23 protein-coding genes are annotated in these 21,790 nt (G+C 55.1%); 5 read left to right on the top strand and 18 right to left on the bottom strand.

Annotated features, from left to right (window positions below):
- Positions 1-11: 11 nt before the first annotated feature.
- From ACJ9Y9_RS02905 to pmbA, 11 genes are all read right to left on the bottom strand, one after another.
- Complete coding sequence (locus ACJ9Y9_RS02905; RefSeq protein ID WP_028016491.1) at positions 12-1,148, bottom strand: lactonase family protein; 1,137 nt, start codon at positions 1,146-1,148, stop codon at positions 12-14.
- Between the two features lie 54 nt (positions 1,149-1,202).
- Positions 1,203-1,943 carry a 2-dehydro-3-deoxy-phosphogluconate aldolase gene (dagF, locus tag ACJ9Y9_RS02900; protein ID WP_028016490.1) on the bottom strand — a complete coding sequence of 247 codons (741 nt, stop codon included), beginning with the start codon at positions 1,941-1,943 and terminating at the stop codon, positions 1,203-1,205.
- On the bottom strand, positions 1,940-3,058 hold the full coding sequence (locus ACJ9Y9_RS02895; RefSeq protein WP_028016489.1) for a DgaE family pyridoxal phosphate-dependent ammonia lyase: 1,119 nt from the start codon (positions 3,056-3,058) through the stop codon (positions 1,940-1,942). Before ACJ9Y9_RS02895 ends, dagF begins: the two co-directional genes overlap by 4 nt.
- Entirely contained in the window at positions 3,042-4,175 is a 1,134-nt protein-coding gene (locus tag ACJ9Y9_RS02890) for an amidohydrolase/deacetylase family metallohydrolase (RefSeq protein ID WP_028016488.1), read from the bottom strand. The genes ACJ9Y9_RS02895 and ACJ9Y9_RS02890 overlap by 17 nt, the downstream gene beginning before the upstream one ends.
- Before the next feature lie 42 nt (positions 4,176-4,217).
- Positions 4,218-4,859 (bottom strand): DUF4310 family protein, encoded by a 642-nt coding sequence (locus ACJ9Y9_RS02885; RefSeq protein WP_028016487.1) that lies wholly within the window; start codon positions 4,857-4,859, stop codon positions 4,218-4,220.
- 13 nt (positions 4,860-4,872) lie between these two features.
- The gene (locus ACJ9Y9_RS02880; protein ID WP_006810337.1) at positions 4,873-5,649 is read right to left on the bottom strand and encodes a DUF4311 domain-containing protein; all 777 of its coding nucleotides are present in this window, start codon (positions 5,647-5,649) and stop codon (positions 4,873-4,875) included.
- 22 nt (positions 5,650-5,671) lie between these two features.
- Positions 5,672-5,971: a DUF4312 family protein gene (locus ACJ9Y9_RS02875; RefSeq protein ID WP_008501409.1), complete on the bottom strand. Its 300-nt coding sequence runs from the start codon at positions 5,969-5,971 to the stop codon at positions 5,672-5,674.
- Positions 5,972-5,973: 2 nt separating this feature from the next.
- On the bottom strand, positions 5,974-6,336 hold the full coding sequence (locus ACJ9Y9_RS02870) for an SFCGS family glycine-rich protein (protein ID WP_023293430.1): 363 nt from the start codon (positions 6,334-6,336) through the stop codon (positions 5,974-5,976).
- A 10-nt stretch (positions 6,337-6,346) separates the two neighbouring features.
- A complete protein-coding gene (locus tag ACJ9Y9_RS02865; RefSeq protein WP_028016486.1) occupies positions 6,347-6,685 on the bottom strand; it encodes a glycine dehydrogenase in 339 nt (112 codons plus the stop codon).
- A 320-nt stretch (positions 6,686-7,005) separates the two neighbouring features.
- The gene (gene cybC, locus ACJ9Y9_RS02860) at positions 7,006-7,392 is read right to left on the bottom strand and encodes a cytochrome b562 (protein WP_028016485.1); all 387 of its coding nucleotides are present in this window, start codon (positions 7,390-7,392) and stop codon (positions 7,006-7,008) included.
- Between the two features lie 41 nt (positions 7,393-7,433).
- Positions 7,434-8,786 (bottom strand): metalloprotease PmbA, encoded by a 1,353-nt coding sequence (gene pmbA, locus ACJ9Y9_RS02855; protein WP_032666755.1) that lies wholly within the window; start codon positions 8,784-8,786, stop codon positions 7,434-7,436.
- A gap of 95 nt (positions 8,787-8,881) precedes the next feature.
- On the opposite strand from pmbA, the gene yjgA reads away from it, so the two are divergent.
- The gene (gene yjgA, locus ACJ9Y9_RS02850) at positions 8,882-9,433 is read left to right on the top strand and encodes a ribosome biogenesis factor YjgA (RefSeq protein WP_008501414.1); all 552 of its coding nucleotides are present in this window, start codon (positions 8,882-8,884) and stop codon (positions 9,431-9,433) included.
- Positions 9,434-9,505: 72 nt separating this feature from the next.
- Here the strand turns inward: yjgA and mpl are convergent, their stop codons facing one another.
- On the bottom strand, positions 9,506-10,879 hold the full coding sequence (gene mpl / locus ACJ9Y9_RS02845) for a UDP-N-acetylmuramate:L-alanyl-gamma-D-glutamyl-meso-diaminopimelate ligase (protein WP_028016483.1): 1,374 nt from the start codon (positions 10,877-10,879) through the stop codon (positions 9,506-9,508).
- A gap of 197 nt (positions 10,880-11,076) precedes the next feature.
- Here mpl and fbp point away from each other — a divergent pair, with 197 nt between their 5' ends.
- On the top strand, positions 11,077-12,075 hold the full coding sequence (fbp, locus tag ACJ9Y9_RS02840; protein ID WP_028016482.1) for a class 1 fructose-bisphosphatase: 999 nt from the start codon (positions 11,077-11,079) through the stop codon (positions 12,073-12,075).
- 150 nt (positions 12,076-12,225) lie between these two features.
- The gene (locus ACJ9Y9_RS02835; RefSeq protein ID WP_028016481.1) at positions 12,226-12,582 is read left to right on the top strand and encodes a LysR family transcriptional regulator; all 357 of its coding nucleotides are present in this window, start codon (positions 12,226-12,228) and stop codon (positions 12,580-12,582) included.
- Here ACJ9Y9_RS02835 and ACJ9Y9_RS02830 read toward each other — a convergent pair.
- The 5 genes from ACJ9Y9_RS02830 to ytfQ form a co-directional block, all read right to left on the bottom strand.
- On the bottom strand, positions 12,554-14,125 hold the full coding sequence (locus ACJ9Y9_RS02830; RefSeq protein WP_028016480.1) for a methyl-accepting chemotaxis protein: 1,572 nt from the start codon (positions 14,123-14,125) through the stop codon (positions 12,554-12,556). The two genes, ACJ9Y9_RS02835 and ACJ9Y9_RS02830, sit on opposite strands and share 29 nt — an antisense overlap.
- 93 nt (positions 14,126-14,218) lie before the next feature.
- A complete protein-coding gene (gene yjfF, locus ACJ9Y9_RS02825) occupies positions 14,219-15,220 on the bottom strand; it encodes a galactofuranose ABC transporter, permease protein YjfF (RefSeq protein ID WP_028016479.1) in 1,002 nt (333 codons plus the stop codon).
- Positions 15,207-16,232, bottom strand: a complete 1,026-nt coding sequence (gene ytfT / locus ACJ9Y9_RS02820; protein ID WP_028016478.1) for a galactofuranose ABC transporter, ATP-binding protein YtfT — start codon at positions 16,230-16,232, stop codon at positions 15,207-15,209. Before ytfT ends, yjfF begins: the two co-directional genes overlap by 14 nt.
- Before the next feature lie 10 nt (positions 16,233-16,242).
- The gene (gene ytfR, locus ACJ9Y9_RS02815; RefSeq protein ID WP_028016477.1) at positions 16,243-17,745 is read right to left on the bottom strand and encodes a galactofuranose ABC transporter, ATP-binding protein YtfR; all 1,503 of its coding nucleotides are present in this window, start codon (positions 17,743-17,745) and stop codon (positions 16,243-16,245) included.
- A 64-nt stretch (positions 17,746-17,809) separates the two neighbouring features.
- Positions 17,810-18,766, bottom strand: a complete 957-nt coding sequence (gene ytfQ / locus ACJ9Y9_RS02810; RefSeq protein ID WP_014068659.1) for a galactofuranose ABC transporter substrate-binding protein YtfQ — start codon at positions 18,764-18,766, stop codon at positions 17,810-17,812.
- Positions 18,767-19,074: 308 nt separating this feature from the next.
- On the opposite strand from ytfQ, the gene ppa reads away from it, so the two are divergent.
- Complete coding sequence (ppa, locus tag ACJ9Y9_RS02805) at positions 19,075-19,605, top strand: inorganic diphosphatase (protein WP_010427397.1); 531 nt, start codon at positions 19,075-19,077, stop codon at positions 19,603-19,605.
- A 212-nt stretch (positions 19,606-19,817) separates the two neighbouring features.
- A complete protein-coding gene (locus tag ACJ9Y9_RS02800; protein ID WP_028016476.1) occupies positions 19,818-21,401 on the top strand; it encodes a methyl-accepting chemotaxis protein in 1,584 nt (527 codons plus the stop codon).
- Between the two features lie 42 nt (positions 21,402-21,443).
- On the opposite strand, the gene ACJ9Y9_RS02795 is transcribed toward ACJ9Y9_RS02800, so the two are convergent.
- Positions 21,444-21,788, bottom strand: a complete 345-nt coding sequence (locus ACJ9Y9_RS02795; RefSeq protein ID WP_014830431.1) for a gamma-glutamylcyclotransferase — start codon at positions 21,786-21,788, stop codon at positions 21,444-21,446.
- Positions 21,789-21,790 lie beyond the last annotated feature (2 nt).

Raw genomic sequence — 21,790 nt, 5'->3', positions numbered from 1 at the left:
CCTCTTACGGCTTAGGGTGAAATGACCATCTGAGATGGGCTACCGACCGGCGTATAGTCTGGCTCAAAGCTGAGCTTGCCGTCCTGCGCCACGCGGAAACGGGTAATGTTATCGCTGCGTTGATTCATGACGTACAGCCAACGCCCCTGTTTATCGAGCGTCAGGGTGCGCGGGTAGTCACCACGGGTCCAGACATCATCCTGATGCGTCAGCGTGCCTTCCGCTGTTACGGTAAAGTGCCCGATGCTGTTATGCAAACGGTTAGCCACATACAGTTGCTTACCATCCGCACTTAACGCCAGACCTGCAGCAAAACTGGTGCCTTTGTAACCTTTCGGCAGGGCGGAGAGCGTTTTGCCCTCTTTCAGGATGCCGTTTGCATCCACAGTATAGTGAGTCAGCGTAGACGCCTCTTCGTTAATCAACCACAGGGCATCGCCTTTTGGCGTAAAGACAAAGTGGCGCGGCCCGGCCCCTTTCGAGGAGGCGTTGATAAACGGTGGATCGTTAGGCGTCAGCTTTCCGCTTCGATCGTCTAAGCGATACTGATAGATGCGATCCAGCCCCAGATCGGTTGAAAACACGTATTTTCCGCTCGGATCGGCGGCGATCATGTGTGCATGAGGCCCGTTATGATCGCTGATAGCGAAACTGCCCTCCGCAGCGGCTTCCGGCTTCGCCGCACCCGGTTCGCCCTGATCCTGATGTTTGTCCGTGGCATCACCCAGGCTGCCATCGGCTTTGACCGGCAGAACGGCAATCGTTCCGCTGACGTAGTTTGCCACCAGCAGATGGCGACCATTCGGCGTCAGCGAAAGGTAAACCGGCCCTGCGCCACCGGAAGCCACCTGATTGAGCTCACTCAGCTCACCGTTGTCATTCACCCGCAGCGCCTGCACCACGCCCTGCTCTACTTCACTCGCCAGATAGAGCGTTTTGCCATCATGCGAGACGGTAAGCTGTGCAGCATTCGGCAACGTGCTGACCAGCGTTTTATCCGCAAGCGCACCGCTTTGCGGATCGACGGTAAAACGGTACAGCCCTTCACCGTTAGGATTATAGGTTCCCACCCAGGCGTAATGAGTCTGGGCAACAGCGGAAGTAGCAAGCAGAGAGAGTGAAGCAACAAGCAGGTTACGGGTGTGCATGGTGGCTCCTGATCATTATCCCCTCTCCCGGTGGGAGAGGGTTAGGGTGAGGGACTACTTAACTAACTTTTTCGTCATCGCAAGCAACGTGCGCACATCTTCCGGGCGCGTATCGCCGCTGGCTTTGTCGATAATCGAGCTGTAGATATGCGGGATGATTTTGCTCACGCCCGCGTCCAGGGCGATCTGCAGTATCTCTTCGTAATTTTCCAGATCGATACCGCCGGTTGGCTCCAGCCAGAAGTCGTGACGCGCGCAGGCTTCCGCCACCGCTTTGTACTCATCACGGCATTTCAGGCCACCCATCGGGAAATATTTAATGGAGCTACCGCCAAAATCTTTCAGCAGAGCAATTGCCGTTTCCACCGGAACGATACCGTCCGGTGCCGCGCTGCTCAGCGGACCGGTAGAGATTTTCACCATGCCGACGGTTCCGGTTGGAGAAACCAGACCGTTGACCACGGAGTCATTTTGTCCCAACAGCGCGCGGCTGGTTGCTACGCCGGTAAAGACCTGGTTTACGTGCTGCGGCTGCACCTGGCGGGAAATTTCACTCACCATCGCCGACTGGTTCGGATCGCCCGCCCCCAGGCCAACGGACAGCGCGTTATCAATAAGCTGAGCGTATTCACGCATATCAGCAACGGCGCTTGCCACATCCGGGTAATTTTTGGAGAGCACGCCCACCAGCACATGACCTTCTGCCGCTTCGTAAATGGCACTGGCATTGGCTTTAGAGCCCGCCAGCACGTTCAGGCAGACGCGATCACGGTAAAAGTTGGGGGTCAGTTTCATGCGTTTTTCTCCTGTCCTAATACTTCGCTAATGCGGCGGTAAACAATGTTTAGCTGGTCAGCATTCACGCTGCGCACGTCCGCTTCGATAATCCCTTCGTTGGCCTTGTAGCCACGGAAGTAAATGGCGTAGTCCCCCTGCTTGAGTTTCGCTACCAAATCCCCGGTGCCGACGCCGGTTGTCGCTTCATCGAACTTAATTTCGGTGCGGGCGATATCGCGCCCGGCGCTGTCCCAGACCACGCGTGCCGTCACGCCGTTCAGGGTGTTGAGCGCCTCGATAAACGGCGTCATCTTCGCCACCATCTCTTCGCCGCTCTCTTTGGTCGCCGTGAGGTAGTGTTCGATGGCGCAGGTCAGGCCAAGAATGCCCTCTTTACCCACCTTCATCGCACGGCCAATCCCTGCCGTCTGGCGTTTCACCCACTCGACATACTGCGTTTTGCCGATCACCAGACCGCTGGTTGGCCCTTCGATCGCCTTCGCGCCGCTGTAAATCACCAGATCCGCACCGGAACGGTAGTAAACGTGCAGATCTTCTTCTGCCGCCGCATCAACGATCAGCGGCAGACCATGTTTACGCGCCACCACTGCCGCCTGCTCCACACTGAGCATGCTTTTCTGCACGCAGTGGTGAGATTTAATATAGAGGATCGCCGCCGTGCGCGGGGTGATCGCCGCCGCCAGCTGATCGGCTGAACATTCATTGGCGTATCCCGCTTCTACCAGCTTGCCGCCGCCCAATGCGACCATGGTGCCTACCGGCGCGCCAAAGTTCACGTTGTGGCCTTTCGGCAGCACGATCTCGTTGTTCTCAATCGGGGTAACGTGCAGGTTTTCCAGCAGCCAGTCGCTGTCTTTTACCAGCACTGCCGCCACGGACTGGGCAATCCCTGCTGACGCGCAGGAAACCACTGTCGCGCCTTCTACTTCCAGCAGTTTCGCGATGTATTCACCGGTTTTGTTGACCAGATCCTTCATCTCGAAATAGTGGTTCATGCCGTCCATCGCCGCCTGCACCACTTCCGGGCGCGGCGTGGAGACGCCCAGCGCCGTCATGCGGCCAGAGGTGTTGATGACTTGCTTTAAGTGGTATTTCTCATAAATCGAAGGCATGTTCCGTGCTCCCTTGTTCTGTCATGTAGCCCTTGCCCGCGCGGATCGCGGCAAGCGGTACCAAAATGTGTTCAGCCTGCAGGCTGTCGTTTTCGGCATCGGTTAATACCGTTGGCTGGCGCTTAATGGTGAACAGCGTCAGGTCGGCGTCGAGTCCGGGCCCGATACGCCCTTTACGCGCCAGGCGCAGGCCGTCGGCGGCGTTCGCGGTCACGCAGTCAATCACCTGCGGCAGCGACATGCCGATGGCGAGGAATTTCGACATCACGCTCGCCAGCGACCCTACCGGGCCATTAATGCGGTTACGGCAGTAGATATCCGAGCTGATGGTGTGCGGCAGAATGCCCATTGCGATGGCGCGTTTTGCCACTTCAAAGCTAAAGCTCGCCGTGCCGTGGCCGACGTCCAGCCGCACGCCGCGTTTTAGCGCAGACGTAATGGACGCTCGCAGCTCGCCGGACGGCGTCAGAATGCGGTTGGGTTTGCCGTTGTAACAGTGGGTAATGATGTCGCCCGAGCTCAGCAGTTCGGCAATTTCGTCGAGGTTCGGCGGGTTGTTGCCAATGTGCACCATCAGCGGCAGATCGCCGTTCTCTTTTTGAATTTCTTTGGCGAGCTCCAGCGGCGTAATGCCGTTTTCACCCACCACGCTGCTGCTCATACGCGCTTTCAGGCCGACAATGAAATCCGGGTGGCGTTTTACCGCCTGCTTCACGGCATCTGCATCAATATTCGCCATGTTGGCCAGTTCGTTCTGGGCTATCAGCCCCACGCGGGAGATGTTCAGCAGGGCAAAGACGTCTGTTGAGGCTTTACGGGTGATTTCGTAAAAATCGTCCACGTCATCCGCGCCGGTACTGCCTGCATCCACCACGGAGGTGACGCCAGTAGCAATACCTACGCTGTCTGGTTCGTCGTGATAAATCGGGGAGTTCGGGTAACAGTGAACGTGGGAGTCAATCCAGCCTGCGCTGACGAACACATCGCCGTTCAACTCAACCGTTTTACGGGCAGGGGCAGTAATCTCGCCCAACGCCGCGATTTTCCCGTCCTGAATGGCGATATCGGTCAGGGTATCGTCGGCAAGGCGCGCACGGCGCAGGAGTAAATCAAACATGAGGATCTCCTGATAAGACGGGCGCCGGAGCGCCCGTGGGTATTAAAGGGCAACCGGGAACAGCCAGCCCAAAATCATTGCGCCGAGGATGGCGCCACCGGTAATCGGTTTCTGCCAGATGTAGAACAGCAGCGCGCCCACCAGTGAACCGACACCGATAGGAATGGAGGCAGTCATGGCGCTGAGGATAATCAACGGCCCGAGGAAGCGACCGGAGGCGTTACCCGCGCCCATCATCACGTCCGCTCCGTAGGTGGAGTTGCTCTGGTTGATGGTGAACTTGCGCGCCAGGATGATGACGTAGCCAATCGCCAGACCAATCACCAGGCCGGTGATCAGCGCGGCAATGAAGTTGGTCACCGGGAACATGATGCCCGCGCCCAGCAGCATCGCCGGGACACCGAGGCCCACGCCGGTCTGGATCGCCCCGCCGATATCGAGAATACCGACCAGCGAGCCTTCGATAATACGGGCGAACAGGAAGCTCGCACCGAATGCCGCCACCGCGCCGTACACGCCGGTATCAATCCCCGCTTTCAGCATCGCCACGAAGGCCACTTCGTTGAACGCGCCAATGCCGTAGAGGTAGTACATGTGCGTCCCGGCGAACACGCCGGAGGAGAGCAGGCCAACGAAGATCGGGAACGACCAGTCGGCATACCAAAAACCTTTATTCTGTTCCATGTAGAGGCTCCTGTTATTTACCGCTGAGCGAGTTGTGGATCATATCGAGCCAGTTCGGCACGGTCAGATGGAAGGATTCGATCATCTTCATGTCGAAGCCGCGGAAGAAGCCGCTCAGCACGAAGAGCAGGACGATAGCCGCCATCATCACTTTGGTGACGTGGTTCCAGCCGCTCTCTTCAACACCTTTACCAATCAGAATACCCAGTACCAGGCCCGGTACGGCGTTCCCCATAATCAGCTGCGCCGCGCCGCCGAAGATGGTGGCCCAGAAACCCGACTTTTTGCCCGCGTCGATGGCCGCCAGCCAGAAGATCACCGGCATCACGGTATTCACCAGCAGGTTTGCCGCCGGTACCAGTACCTTCACGGCGGTGACCTGCAGCGCAGCCGGAACAGACGAGGCAGTCAAGTTAAGGAAGGTGACGACAATCATGCCGATGATGCCGCAGGCAATCGCCATTTTGCGGGGATCATGCAGCGTTTCGCCGACGTTGCGGTTTTTGATCATCAGTGCAGCAGCACCCCAGTTTGGGATGATGCGGTGGTCTACGTCCTGTGTGAAGGCACCTGCGGCCACGGAAGAGGCCCAGGCGTTAAAGAAGAAGCCTAACCCAAAGGAGAAGTGAGAAGCCGGATCCCCTTCGCAGGAGTTCAGTTCCCCCAACGTACGAAACGCGCCCATACCCTGTGTGGTAGGCGCATGAAACATGCGTGCAGCCCCGGCTCCGACACCGACGCCTACCAGGCCGCCAATGATGAGCGATTTTATTAATATAATTAAGAACATCAGTCTGCCCTTTTATGAATAATCAGCGTTGCGTGACGAAATCCACCCGATCGAGATTGATGGCGGTCACGTTGACGGTCACATCCAGCTCCACGCTGTAGGTCCGTCTTTCCCGGCGCAAAAAGAAGAACAGAAACGCTTCTTTACGCACCGCTTCTTGCGCCTGAACGACCTGCACATCCTGTGGCTCAATACGCAGTAAGATATGCGGTGACGCTTTCATCACCGCGGCCTGAACGTGGTTGAGCGCATCGGCAAAGGCGCGCGCTTTGGCGTCGCCTTTCCCCTTCACTCTCACCGTGGTCGTGAATTGTTCTTTCATGCTTATGCGCCGTATTTCTTCTGCCACGCCTGTACCAGACGCTCGCCCAGCTCTTCTTTATCCATAAAGCCAAAGCCCAGCACGTTGCAGCCTTCGTTGATAGCGGTCACGCCCTCTTCCACTGAACGCATACCGTATTTGGCCTTGTAGCCATATTTGGTTTGTGCAGTAATGGCACCCGCGCCGCCGCTGCCGCAGAAGGAGATGCCGAAGGTGGCGTTTTCCGCTTTCATGACGTCGCCCAGCTTCATGTCTGCCGCCATACCCGGTACGACAACCGCGCGTCCACCGGCTTTTTCCACACCTGCAGCCACTTTCTGACCTTTACCCAGGCGATCGCCAATCACGACTGTAATCTGTTCCATGTATTGCTCCTTAAAGGTTGTCTTTTGCGACTTCAAAGTGAACGGAGAGCAGCCAGGCTTCTTCATCAGGAAGATTGCCAAACTGCGCGACCACTTCACGGGCGAGCCGCATTGAATCCGGTGAAATTTCGTCAAACAGTTCCGCTTCAACCTCCGGCAGCGGCTCGCCGGTCACCGACCGGTGCGCCATTGCGCGAACGTGGGAGGTCAGCATCTGTTCCTGTACTGCGTTGGGGATGATGTTGTGCCGGGCCAGCAGGTCATAAACCTGCTGCAGCATGGTGTTAGCGAGCTGCTCTGTTTGCTTCGCCTGATCCCCAACGTCGTTCATTACCGCTCCGTTAATCACTCGTCTTACCCCGTTAATGGCTCTGGAATAAAACTAACGTTGGGTGGGAAATGTTTGTAGCGAGTTGTTTTCCACTTCGAAGTGGAAAGGCGAGCCGCAGCAGTGATCTGTGCCACATAAATGCGGTGAATAATGACAATTCGCTGGATTTACGTGATGAATATCACGCAATCCATTGGCAAAACGGCAGGGAAGAAAACGAAAACATCTGGCAAGGGAGTCGCAGAAATGTGACAGCGATAGGGTTTACTTATTACGACGCATAAAAAAAGCGAGGGCATTTCGCCCTCGCCTTGCTGTTGTGTCAGATGCAGTCTCTGTTAGCGGTATTTTTGGTGGTAGGTATTGCGGGTGGTCACGAACTGCTCGGCCGCCGCCTTCGCCTCTTTCACTTTACCTTCGTTCGCCAGCTTCAGCGCACCGTCAATCTGGCCGACCAGGATATCAAAACCGTGGCGGTAATCTTTCATTTCCGCGCTGTCTGCCGCTTTGCTTTCCAGCTTCGGCGGTGTCGCTTTCTGGGCGTCCAGCGCCGCTTCACGCATTTTGGTCAGTGCGTCTTTCATTTCCGCCGCATTGTCGGTTTTCTGCACCACCTTCAGGTTTTGACCGAGGGTGCCCATGTCTTCTTCAAGATCGGCAGCAAACGCAGAAGAGCCAATAACCAGCGTTGAAGCCGCGACGATCGCTAACAGATGTTTACGCATTGCTCACTTCCTTTTTTATTATTAAAACGCCTTTACGGGTATTACTGGCCGGCGATTTTCATTTCCGGCAGAAGTACAGAACCACACTGTATATTGCTACGTGTTTCAATATCGTTACCGACCGTAACAATATTGCGCCACATATCTTTCAGGTTTCCGGCGATGGTAATTTCGCTTACCGGATACTGGATTTCGCCGTTTTCCACCCAGAAGCCCGCCGCACCGCGAGAGTAATCCCCGGTAATACCACTTACGCCCTGGCCCATCAGTTCGGTCACCACCAGACCGGTGCCCATCTCTTTGAGCATTTGCGCAAAGTTGAGGCCCTGTCCGGCGATACGCCAGTTATGGATACCGCCCGCGTGACCGGTGCTTTTCAGCCCCAGCTTGCGCGCGGAGTAGTTGGTCAACAGCCACTGGGTCAGCACGCCGTCTTTGACGATGTCGCGACGTTCCGTGCGCACGCCTTCGCTGTCGAACGGTGTGGAGGCCAGTCCTTTCAGCAGATGCGGGTGTTCTTCGATGGTCAGCCATTCCGGCAGGATCTGCTTGCCCAGTGAGTCGAGCAGGAAGGTTGATTTACGGTACACAGAGCCACCGGCAATGGCCCCGACCAGGTGACCAAACAGGCCGGTCGCCACTTCATTGGCAAAAATCACCGGGGCTTTCATGGTGGAGAGTTTGCGCGGTGACAGGCGTGACAGCGTGCGTTCGGCACACTCTTTACCCACCCACTCCGGAGACTGCAAATCACCGAGCGCACGGCCAATGGTGTAGGCGTAGTCACGCTCCATATCACCGTTCTCTTCGGCGATGACGCAGCTGGAGAGTGAATGACGGGTTGAGCAGTAGCCCTGCAACATGCCGTGGCTGTTGCCGAACACTTTGATACCGTAGTGGCTGTTGAAGCTGCCGCCTTCGGTATTGGTGATGCGTTTATCCGCCTGCAAAGAAGCCTGTTCGGCACGCGCCGCCAGCTCGATCGCCTCGTCCGGGGTGACTTCTGCCGGGTGGAAAAGATCGAGATCCGGGGCGTCAAACGCCAGCAGATCTTTATCGGCCACGCCTGCGTAAGGATCCGGGGAGGTATAACGGGCGATATCCAGCGCCGCCTGTACCGTACGAGCAATCGCATCCGGGCTGAGATCGGTCGATGACGCGCTGCCTTTGCGATTCTGGTGATACACCGTGATGCCAAGCGCGCCATCACTGTTGAATTCTACATTCTCCACTTCGCCATAGCGGGTGCTCACGCTAATGCCGGTGGTTTTGCTGACCGCCACTTCGGCGCCATCTGATTTACCTGAAGCGAGCGTCAGCGCGGTGGAGACGGCTTCTTCCAGAATCTTACGCTGCGCTTCAACTTGTGAGGTTACTTTCATCGCAAATGCCATACTGTAAGAGAGAGTTAACTGAAGTCTAACAGAGAACCGTTTTTCAGTGCGCGTCTTAACTGGTAACATTAGCCTCTTTTTTTAAGGAGCCTGACATGACTAAGCAGCCCGAAGACTGGCTCGACGACGTTCCCGGTGATGACATCGAAGACGAAGATGATGAGATCATCTGGGTCAGTAAAAGTGAAATTAAACGTGACGCCGAAGAGTTAAAACAGCTTGGCGCAGAAATGGTAGAACTGGGTAAAAACGCGCTGGATAAGATCCCGCTCGACCAGGATCTGCGTGATGCCATTGAACTGGCACAGAAAATCAAAAAAGAAGGCCGTCGTCGCCAGCTTCAGCTTATCGGTAAAATGCTGCGTCAGCGCGACGTTGATCCGATCCGCCAGGCGCTGGACAAGCTGAAAAACCGCCATAACCAGCAGGTTGCCCTGTTCCATAAGCTGGAGCAGATCCGCGATCGTCTGATTGAACAGGGTGATGACGCGGTACCGGAAGTCTTAAATCTGTGGCCAGACGCCGACCGCCAGCAGTTGCGTTCATTGATCCGCAACGCGAAGAAAGAGAAAGAAGGGAATAAGCCGCCGAAGTCCGCGCGCCTGATTTTCCAGTATCTGCGCGAGCTGTCAGAGAACGAAGAGTAATCCCCTCTCCCCATAGGGGCGAGGGAGAAAAGAATGCAGGCCCGGTAAGCGCTAGCGCCACCGGGCTCTTTTTTACTCTGCGGCCTCGGCTTTCTTCGCCAGACCATCAAGCAGCTTCTGGTGGATGCCACCAAAACCGCCGTTGCTCATCACCAGAATGTGGTCGCCAGGCTGAGCGGCTTTCACCACCATATCCGCGAGCGCATCCACATCCGCACTCCAGTGCGCAGGCTGAATACAGGCATCAGCCACTTCCGCCACCTGCCACGGAATATGCTGCGGCTGCAGCAGGAAGACTTCATCGGCGCGGCCTAACGACGGCGCGAGATCGTCTTTGCAGATGCCCATTTTCATGGTGTTTGAGCGCGGCTCCAGCACCGCCAGAATACGGGCTGTGCCGCCGACCTTGCCACGCAGGGCAGCAAGCGTTGCCAGAATGGCCGTTGGGTGGTGTGCGAAATCGTCATACACCGTGACGCCATTGGCCTCACCACGCAGTTCCAGACGACGACGGGCGTTGATAAACGAACCCAGAGCATTGGCCGCATCCGCAGGCAGAACACCCACATGGCGTGCAGCAGCAATCGCCATCAGGCCGTTGTGCATGTTGTGCTCGCCCACCAGGCCCCACTTCACCTCACCCACTTTTTCCCCGTCGAGCAGGACTTCCCACTCGGAGGCATCGGCGTTGAGTTTTTTCGCCTGCCAGTGGCCCTGTTCACCCACCAGCTCCTGTTCGCTCCAGCAGCCCATCGCCATGGTCTGCTTCAGGTTGATGTCGTTTTCCGGCAGGATGATGCGTCCCTGGCCCGGAACGATGCGCACCAGGTGGTGGAACTGTTTCTGAATCGCTTTCAGATCGTCAAAAATATCCGCATGGTCGAACTCAAGGTTGTTGAGGATCAGCGTGCGCGGGCAGTAGTGAACAAACTTGGAACGCTTGTCGAAGAACGCGCAGTCATATTCGTCGGCCTCGATCACAAAGAACGGGCTGTCACCCAGGCGCGCAGAAACATCGAAATTACCCGGCACACCGCCAATCACGAAGCCCGGCTTGTAGCCACAGGCTTCAAGGATCCAGGTCGCCATACCGGCGGTCGTGGTTTTGCCGTGCGTTCCGGCAACAGCAACCACCCAGCGGTCACGCAGGACGAAATCATGCAGCCATTGTGGGCCGGACATGAACGGAATATTGCGTTCCAGCACCGCCTCAACACACGGGTTCCCACGCGTCATGGCGTTACCAATGATCACCAGATCCGGTTCAGGATCCAGCTGGCTGGCATCGTAGCCCTGAATCAAAGAGATGCCCTGTTTCTCCAGAAGTGTGCTCATTGGCGGATACACATTGGCGTCCGAACCTGTCACTTCATGGCCCAGCGAGCGCGCCAGCATTGCCAGTCCGCCCATGAAAGTGCCACAAATCCCCAATATATGAATGCGCATACGTCACTATCCCTCTTCAATGTGGCGCACATTTTACTCACATGTTAGCGGCTGTGAAATGCATTTCAGGTAAATCCGTATACTGCTGGCGCGATTCACCACTGCGCTACTATTTGAATATTTGTTAAGATTGTTGGGCTTTAGTCGTTTTAGTGAACATACAATCGCTCTACTCACAAAGATGCAGGGAAAGTGTTATGAAAACGTTAGGTGAATTTATTGTCGAAAAGCAGCACGAGTTTTCTCATGCTACGGGTGAACTCACTGCTTTGCTGTCGGCAATAAAGCTGGGCGCTAAGATCATCCATCGTGATATCAACAAGGCCGGTCTGGTCGATATCCTGGGTGCCAGCGGTGCCGAGAACGTTCAGGGCGAGGTTCAACAGAAACTCGATCTGTTCGCAAATGAAAAACTGAAAGCTGCACTGCGCGCGCGCGACATCGTGGCGGGTATCGCCTCCGAAGAAGAAGATGAAATTGTTGTTTTCGACGGGTGTGAACACGCTAAATACGTTGTTCTGATGGATCCGCTGGACGGCTCCTCTAACATCGACGTTAACGTTTCTGTCGGTACCATTTTCTCCATCTACCGCCGCGTCACGCCTGTTGGCACGCCGGTGACCGAAGAAGATTTCCTGCAGCCGGGCATTAATCAGGTTGCTGCCGGTTACGTCGTGTATGGCTCCTCCACCATGCTGGTGTATACCACCGGGTGTGGGGTTCACGCCTTTACGTACGATCCTTCACTGGGCGTTTTCTGTCTGAGCCAGGAACGTATGCGCTTCCCGGAGAAGGGCAACACCTACTCCATCAACGAAGGAAACTACATCCGATTCCCGAACGGCGTGAAGAAGTACATCAAATTCTGCCAGGAAGAAGATAAAGCCACTCAGCGCCCTTACACCTCCCGCTATATCGGCTCTCTGGTCGCGGATTTCCACCGTAACCTGCTGAAAGGCGGTATCTACCTCTACCCAAGCACTGCAAGCCACCCGGACGGGAAACTGCGCCTGCTGTACGAATGCAACCCGATGGCGTTCCTGGCCGAACAGGCTGGCGGCAAGGCGAGCGACGGTAAAGATCGTATTCTGGAAATCGTGCCAGAAAGCCTTCACCAGCGCCGTTCGTTCTTCGTCGGCAACAACCATATGGTTGAAGACGTTGAACGTTATATTCGTGAGTATCCGGACGCGTAATACCTTTCCTCAGGGGAGCCCATCCGGCTCCCCTGGTCATTTATATATTTAACCGTATAAGTGTTTATAAAAAACACGCTTTAATATTCATCACTGCTCCTGCATTATTTCCATAACAGTTTGGCAAATATTTCGTGGAGCAAAATCGCAATGAAAAATTATTCCCGTGCTAATACCGGCATTGATTTAAATCTTATCCCGGTATTTATTGAAGTTGTCCGCTGCGGCAGCATGGCAAAAGCCTCTTTGCGCCTGGAGATGTCCCGTCCAGCGGTCAGTCTGGCGTTGAAGCGCTTTAATCAACTGTTTGATGAGCCGCTATTTTTCCGCAAAGGTTTATATCTTGAGCCGACGGAAAATGCGTTAGCCTTAACCAGCGCACTGGAAATGTTAGTGGGTAATATTCACGATAATATTGCTGAAGTAAATTCAGGGAAGAATAAAACCCCGGCACATCATACACCGGGGCTGGATAATATTATGCTGCAGTCTGAGCCGACAGCTTGAATGATGACATGGCTTCCATCAGCTGGCGCGACTGCTCCTCAAGGGAGCGAGTCGCGGCGGAGGATTGCTGTACCAGCGCCGCATTCTGCTGCGCAGTCTCATCCATCTGATTCACCGCAATATTCACCTGCTCAATGCCGCGACTCTGCTCCTGGGACGCAGTCGCAATTTCGCGCATCAGTTTCGTCATGCGCAGCACTTCGGTTGCGATCTCATCCATGGTTTCGCCAGCCTGCTGGGCCAGTTCACTGCCCTCGCTGACGTGGGTCTGGGAATCACTGATAAGCGCTCGGATCTCTTTCGCTGCATCGGCACTGCGGCTGGCAAGGTTTCGCACTTCGCCCGCGACGACGGCAAACCCGCGTCCTTGCTCACCCGCGCGCGCCGCTTCCACGGAGGCGTTCAACGCGAGGATATTGGTCTGGAAGGCAATACCGTCGATAACACTGAGAATGTCCGCGATACGTGCCGAACTGCCGGAGATATCACGCATTTTTTCAATGACGTAGCAGACCATTTCGCTGCCGTGATCGGCCGTGTCTGACACCGATTTCGCCAGCTGGTGAGCCTGCTCGGCATTATCGGCGTTGAGTTTCACCGTCGCGGTGATCTGTTCCATGCTGGCGGCGGTCTGCTCCAGCGACGTGGCGGTCGATTCCGTACGCTCAGCAAGATCCCTGTTCCCCGCCGTCAGCTCACGGCTGCCGGTATCAATTTGCGAGCTGGCATCACGTACCCGCAGAACCGAGTTCATCAGCGAATGGCGCATCTCTTCGATTGCCGCATTCAGGCGATTAAATTCCTGGCTTGCCGGTGGATTCAGCGTGTGGGTTAAATCGCCTGCTGCCACATTCTCCAGTTGAGCAATAGAGGTCGAGAGCGGTTTGAGCAACATGTGGCGCAGTACCAGCCAGGCCAGCACAATAATGCCCGCCGTCAGCAGAGCCGCCACCACGATCAGGATAAGTACCCGATTTTTGCTGGACTGCACGGCACTCACTTCCGCTTTGCCGCGCGCTTCACTCCATTTCTGGAAGGCCTGCATATCGTTATCAAACCGGGAGGCCACCGGAATCAGCTTGTTTTCCAGTAGGTCGTAATAGCTGTCCGCGCTCTGTTCGTTCAGCGCTTTCAGCATCGGGTTAATCCCCTGCTGGTTGTACGTCGCGAGGCTGGCCGCCACTTTATCAAGCAGTTGTTGGCCTTGCTCATCGGCCACGCCGCCATCGATCACGCCTTTCAGCGTTTTCTGGGCCAGGGTGACTTCCTGATTGATATTTTTTACCGATTTGGCCGCATCATCCAGCATGCCGATTTCCATCATTCGGACGGCCTGACCCGCCTCATTGCGGGCGCGGAGGATCAGCGTATAGCCGGAATTAAGCTGCACCATCTGCTCACCCTGAAGGTGGTTGATGCGCTGTAGTGAAGAAGAACTCTGTGTGAGGGCATAAATGCCAATACCGCTGACAATCAGCAGCAGAAGGGTCATAACGGCCAGTAAAGAGAGCAAGCCGGTACGAATCGATAGCGTTTTAAGCATGATATTATTTCCGGTAGCGAGATATTTCTGGGCATAAAAAAAGAGTATCGGCCGCTACCGGAAAATGTTTAGACTTTAAGCAAATTCAGCGTGTTATCGCTCTGTTACTGATGTGTTTACGCGTGTAACCGTCGAGCTTTGACGATTCTCCCAGAGCACCGTCAGACCACGTTGCAGGGCGATAAAAATAAACAGCAAAATGCCGATGGCGATCTTGGTCCACCAGGAGCTGAGCGTGCCGTCAAAGTTAATGTAGGTTTGTATCAGGCCCTGGATTGCTACGCCAAACAGCGTTCCCAGCACCGTCCCCACGCCACCACTGAGCAGGGTTCCACCGATCACCACCGAGGCGATGGCATCCAGTTCCACCCCTACGCCTGCCAGGGCATAACCCGCCTGGGTATAAACCGAGAAGACAATCCCCGCCAGCGTCGCCAGACCCGTTGAGAGCATATAGATGCGAATAGTTGTACTGCGGGTGGAGATCCCCATCAGGTTTGCCGACGTGGCGTTGCCGCCAATGGCGTAAACCTGATTGCCAAACCGGGTGCGATGCGCAAGGAAAATACCAATAACCACGACGCCGAGCATCAATAACCCCATCGCGCTCAAACGACCACCACCGGGTATTTTCCACGCCAGGCTGGAGAGCGTATCGTAAATCGGATGGTTAATCGGAATAGATTCTTCCGACACCAGATAACTCACGCCGCGAAGGAAGAACATCCCGGCGAGGGTAATAATAAAAGCCGGGATTTTCAGCGCATCGATCAGTAGCCCCATAAAGGCACCAAACGCGCACCCCATCACCAGCACCAGCGGAAACGCCACCAGCGGTGAGATCCCCCAGAAACCGATCGCCTTCGCAAGAAACACGCCGGTGAATGCGATCACCGAACCAACGGAGAGATCGATCCCACCGGAAAGGATCACAAAGGTCATCCCGACGGCGATAATGCCTAAAAAAGCGTTATCGGTCAGGATATTGCAAATCACACGCGTGGAGGCAAACCCCGGGAACTGGGTCAGACAGTAGAGATAACCCAGCACAAACACGCCCAGCGTGATCATTAGCGGCAAATTACGTTTTATCATGGCCACGGATCCCCTTAATGATGCTGACAAAGCGCGGCGACTGGACGATCAGCACACAGAGCACGACCACCGCTTTCACCACCTGGTTGAGTTCCGGCTGGAAACCAGAGAGCAGGATCCCGGTGTTCATCCCCTGAATAATCAGCGCGCCAATCACCGAGAGCAGCAGGTTAAAACGCCCGCCCATCAGCGATCCGCCGCCGATCACCACCGCCAGGATCGCATCCAGCTCCAGCCAGAGTCCTGCGTTGTTGGCATCGGCCCCACGAATATCTGCCGCGACGATCGTCCCGGCAATGGCGGCGCATATGCCGCTCAGCACATAGGTCAGCATCACCATCAACCGGGTATTGACCCCGGCGTTTCGCGCGGCACGAATGTTGATCCCGACGGCCTCGATGAACATGCCCAGTGCCGTTTTGCGGGTAAAGAGCCAGAACACCACCAGCGTCACCAGGGCAATGATCACCGGAGTCGGGAAGAACAGCAGTTTTCCGCTGCCAAGCCACGCCAGGCCCGGAGAGTTAAAGGTGACGATCTGCCCGGATGTGATCAGCTGCGCCACACCGCGCCCGGCGACCATTAAAATCAGGGTGGCGACAAACGGCTGGATCTTGAGCACTGCCACCAGAATACCGTTCCACAGCCCGGCGAGTACGCCAGTGCCTAAGGCGGCAAGCAGCACCACCGGCAGGCTGTGCCCGGCCACGGTCATTGAGGCTGCCGTAGCCCCGGCGATAGCCATCACCGCGCCGACGGAGAGGTCAATCCCGCCAGTGGCAATGACCAGTGTCATACCAATCGCCAGCAGCGCCACAGGCGCCGCACGGTTCAAAATATCAATCGGGCTGCCAAACAGACGGCCATCCTGGACAATAATCTGGAAGAAATGCGGCGCGACAAGGCTGTCAACCAACAGTACCACCAGCAGTGCCGCGATTTGCGGTGTGCCGGTTGGCCAGTTGAAGCGGCGCTTTGACTCCCCTGTTTGCGAAAGCGAACGAGACATCACAATTCACTCCTTACGCCGCGATGGCATTCATGATCGCCGGAACGGACAGTTTATCCAGCGGGATCTCTGCCACCTGTTTACGATCGCGCATGATGATAACGCGATCGGCATACCCCACCAGTTCCTCCAGCTCAGACGATATGACCAGCAGCGCCAGGCCGTCCGCACACAACGTTTCAATAAGCCGGATGATTTCAGCATGTGCACCGACGTCAATCCCGCGCGTCGGTTCATCGAGGATCAGGAACTGGGGTTTGGTCAGCAGCCAGCGCGACAACAAGACCTTCTGCTGGTTACCCCCTGAAAGGAATTCAATAGGTTGTTCTGCGCTCGGGGTACGAATGCCAAGCTGGCGGATAAAGCGTTCCGCAATGGCGTTTTGCTCTTTGCGTGGGATTGGCCTCAGCCAGCCTCGCTGCGCCTGTAACGCCAGAATGATATTCTCCCGCACCGAGGCGGCGGCAATAATACCGTCCGTTTTTCTGTCTTCCGGACAGAAGCCAACGCCCAGACACGAGGCCTGATGCGGCGATCGCAGCGTTTGCGGTTTGCCTTTGATTAATGCGGTGCCACTGTCTGCTGGCTTAATTCCAAAGATGACTTCGGCGGTTTCTGTTCGTCCGGAGCCTAACAATCCGGCCAGACCGACAATTTCGCCAGGACGAACCTCCAGGTTAAACGGTGAAATAGTCCCTTTTTTGCCGAAATCACTGAAAGCCGCGACGGGTTTTTCACTCAGCAGCGTGCGGCCCGCACGCTGGAGCGCATTGGTCTCCAGCTCGCGCCCGAGCATCATTTTGACCAGTTCAATCTGTGGTAATTCACGGGTTTCCCGACAGCCGACAAAACTGCCGTTACGCAGTACCGTAATACGATCGCTCACTTCATACACCTGATCGAGGAAATGAGTCACGAAGATCAGGCTCACGCCCTGATCGCGCAGCTGGCGCATCAGGGTAAAGAGCATTTCCACTTCCTGGGTATCGAGACTGGCGGTGGGCTCATCGAGGATCAGTACTTTTACGGAGAGATCGATAGCGCGACAAATCGCGACGATCTGCTGCATGGCAACGGAAAAGCGGTTCAGCGGCTCGCGAACGTCAAGAGAAAAGCCGTAGGATTCCATCAGCTTTGTCGCCCGCGCCTCCATCTCCTTGCGGCGCAGCAGGCCAAAGCGTCGTGGTTCACGGCCAATAAACAGATTATCCGCCACCGACATGTTCGGCAGCAGGTTCACTTCCTGATAGACCGTCCCGATCCCAAGCTGCTGGGCGTGAGCGGTATTTTTTGGCGAAATGGCATTGCCTTCCAGCCAGATAGTGCCGCGATCGGCATGATAGACGCCAGTCAGGGCTTTAATCAGCGTCGACTTCCCTGCTCCGTTCTCACCCAGCAGCGCCATAATCTCACCGCGCCGCAGGCTGAAATCAACGTTATCCAGCGCTTTTACGCCAGGAAAGTATTTACTCAAGCCCTCTGTGCGGAGGATTTCCTGATGTTGTTCCGAGTTCATATTTACGCCTCCGGCACAAATCGTAGGCCGGGTAAGCGTAGCGCTACCCGGCAATTACACTGGATCAGTAACCCATATTTTTCTTCTTCTCTAACTCTTCTTTTGCTGTGTCAGGAAGGTAGAGTGTGGATTTGGTGATGGTCAGTTTTTCAGGCATCGTGCCGTCTTTCTTGAATTTCTCCAGCGCATCAAATGCCGGACCCGCCATGTTCGGCGTGAGCTCCACGCTGGCGTTCGCTTCGCCGTCCATCATCGCCTTGTAGATGTCTGGCACACCGTCGATTGAGCCGGTGAGGATATCTTTGCCCGGCTTCAGGCCCGCTTCTTTAATGGCCTGAATCGCACCGATCACCATGTCATCATTGTGGGCGTAAACCATGCAGATGTTCTTGCCGTTGTTTTCAGCCTTGATAAAGCTCTCCATGACCTCTTTGCCTTTACTGCGCGTGAAATCACCGGACTGAGAGCGGATAATCTTGATGTTTGGTGCTTTAGCGATAGCCTCAGCAAACCCTTTCTTACGGTCGATGGCCACGCTCGCGCCAACGGTGCCCTGCAACTCAACGACGTTACACGGCTTGCCATCCACCTGTTTCACCAGCCAGTCACCAATCAACTGTCCTTCAAGAATGTTGTTGGCGGTGACGGTGGTCATATAGAGCGATTTGTCTTTGACATCAATGGAACGATCGAGCAGGAAAACCGGGATCTCAGCGTCTTTCGCTTCCTTCAGGACAGGTTCCCAGCCCGTCGCGACGACAGGCGCAATAAAGATGGCATCAACGCCCTGGGCGATAAACGAACGCACGGCTTTGATTTGGTTTTCCTGCTTTTGCTGACCATCGGCAATTTTCAGGGTGATACCACGTTTCTGGGCCTCGCTTTTTGCAACGTTGGTTTCTGCTGCTCGCCAGCCGGATTCAGAGCCGACTTGCGAAAAACCTACGGTTAAAGGGGCGGCCATCGCCATAGACGACATGGCTGCCGAAACTGCTGTGACCAGGAGTAAGCGCTTCCACATATGAACGTCCTCGTAGGGGGATTATTGTTGGTTAAAAGATGTTCTGCGAAATGACTATAGCCAATGAAATATGTAACGAATTGCGTTACATCACACTTCGGGAAAGTGAATAAAACGTTAATCACAAGTTTGTAATCGCTTTCATTTCGCCATGAAAAATGCAGCTGAGTTTATGGATTTTTCTGTCATGGAATCGGTCTGAAAAGTGGGGTTAGCGGTGAGAGAAGGCGAAAACAGGCGAAGACATTCAGCGCGAGTTGGCTATAATACCTGCCACTTGTTTACCATCCATTTTAAAGGACACCGACATGAGCTTACTCAACGTCCCAGCGGGTAAAGAACTGCCAGAAGATATCTACGTAGTAATCGAAATCCCGGCTAACGCAGATCCTATCAAATACGAAGTGGACAAAGAGAGCGGCGCCCTGTTCGTAGACCGTTTCATGTCTACCGCGATGTTCTATCCGTGCAACTACGGTTACATCAACCACACCCTGTCTCTGGACGGTGACCCGGTTGACGTACTGGTCCCAACGCCATACCCACTGGAGCCAGGCTCCGTCATTCGCTGCCGTCCAGTTGGCGTGCTGAAAATGACCGACGAATCCGGTGAAGATGCGAAGCTGGTTGCGGTACCGCACACCAAGCTGAGCAAAGAATACGATCACATCAAAGATGTGAACGACCTGCCAGAACTGCTGAAAGCGCAGATCACTCACTTCTTCGAGCACTACAAAGACCTCGAAAAAGGCAAATGGGTTAAAGTTGACGGCTGGGACAACGCAGAAGCGGCGAAAGCAGAAATCATCGCCTCTTTCGAACGCGCTGCTAAGAAGTAATTCTTACTGCTGATATTAAGGCCCCGCAAGTCGGGGCTTTTTTGTCTCCCTAAACTGTCACAAAAACGTCATAAAGAGATTTTGTCTCATAATATTAATTAGATATCGCTTTTTACCTGCCTTATCCCCACTTTTCTTCTTAAAGTCTCCCTGCCGACGGTCGATACCTCCCGTGATATGAACGCAATCGCTTTTTCATATAACAGGAAATCATGAAACTCAACACACTCACAATTGGGCAGCGACTGGGCCTTTTGGCGTCACTTCTGCTGCTTGCAACACTTTTTATTGGTCTGCGTGGCCTGTTGATCAACAGCGACAGCCAGGCGCAGAACGAACAGATTATGGCGATGGAACAAACCATTACCAGCAGCATAGATACTGCACGCAATGCTCAGGTGCAATTCAAGATCCAGGTCCAGGAGTGGAAAAACACCCTGATTCGTGGCGCGCAGGGGCAAGAAGCATTCGATAAATACAAAAAGGCCTTTGTCGCAGAAAGTCAGAACACGCAGACACTGCTGACCCGGCTAAGTGAGCTTCTGCCGAAAATTGGCATGGATAATCAACAAGTGCTGGCAACGCGCGACATCCACGCCAGCCTCGAACAGAAATACCTGGCGGCACTGGCTACCTACCAGGTGGGAGATCCCACCAGCGCCCAGCGCGTGGACAAGCAGGTTACAGGGATTGACCGCGAGCCGACAAAAATGATCGACAACGTCGTGGCCCGTACATTGCAGCATGCCGAGACTATTCACCAGCAGACCATCGCCCGCAATCAGGAGCAGTATCAGAAGACAAAATGGATGCTGGTGCTGGCAATGGCCCTCACGCTGGCGGCCGGGATGCTAGTTACCTGGTGGCTGATTCGCAGCATTACTCTTCCGCTGGCACAAGCCGTCACGATAGCGCGTACCGTAGCCGCCGGTGATTTGCAGTCCCGCTTTACCGTGGCCGGTCGAGATGAAACGGCTGAGCTCATGCGCGCTCTGCAGGAGATGAATGAAAACCTCACGCGTATTGTCTCTGGAGTACGTAAGGGTACCGAAACCATCGCCACCGCATCAGCGCAGATTGCCAGCGGTAGTCATGAGCTTTCTTCCCGCAACGAAGCGCAGGCCAGTGCACTGGAACAGACTGCAGCATCCATGGAGGAGCTGACATCGGTCGTGAAAAGCAACGCAGAACATTCACGCACTGCCAGCGATCTTGCCCGTAATGCCCGTCAGGTAGCCCGCCAGGGCGAAGAGGCCGTTGAACGTGCGATGCACACCATGAGTGAAATTCATAATTTCTCCAGCGAGATCAACTCCATCATCAGCATGATCGACAGTATCGCCTTCCAGACCAATATCCTGGCACTTAACGCTGCTGTTGAAGCGGCGCGCGCGGGAACTGAAGGCCGCGGTTTTGCCGTCGTTGCAGCCGAAGTGCGCGCCCTGGCGCAACGTTCAGCCGCCGCCGCCAAAGATATCCGCGTTCTGATCGACCGCTCCGTTAACCGCATTGACGAGGGGAATGGCCAGGTGCAGCAAGCCGGCGCAGCGATGGCGGATATTCTGCACAGCGTCAGTAAGGTGAGTGAACTGATTGAGGCAATTTCTCATGCCAGCCACGAACAAAGTACCGGGATCGATCAGGTCAACGTGGCCGTCACGCATATGGATACGGCAACACAGCAAAATGCGACCTTGTCGCAAGAATCTTCCGCCGCGGCGCAGGCAATGCATCGCCAGGCGGAACAGCTTCTGGAATCGGTGCAGATATTCAAGCTGCGTCGGGAAGCCGTTTAGCCCACAAAAAACAACGCCACCTTTCGGTGGCGTTGTCGTTTTTCAGTACTGGTCTCTGTCTAACCAGTTACCGCTTACAATCCGCGTTAACCCTTCGACCGGACGCTGGTAGACATACATCCACGCGCTTCCGTACGGCGTCTGGATCAACTGGCGCGCGTATTCACCGCCCCTGGTGCGCAAGGCATCAAGTTCGGCAAGTGTCGCGTTATCAATACGATAAACTTCACCCTGTACTGTTCCTTCGCCGGGAACCGCGCCTGGATAGTGGCCCAGGCTGTACAACTGGTAGTTCTCGATATTGTAATTCCCCAGCAGCAGGGCATTGGTCATCCAGTGACTGTTGCCTTGCTTGGTTCGTAAACTGCCGTAGACAAATATTCGCATTG

Origin of the sequence: Enterobacter sp. CPE_E1241, assembly GCF_045618265.1 — a bacterium.
Lineage (GTDB): Bacteria > Pseudomonadota > Gammaproteobacteria > Enterobacterales > Enterobacteriaceae > Enterobacter > Enterobacter adelaidei.
The sequence above is the reverse complement of the archived record's forward strand: the minus strand, read 5'-3'. Positions and strand labels throughout refer to the sequence as shown.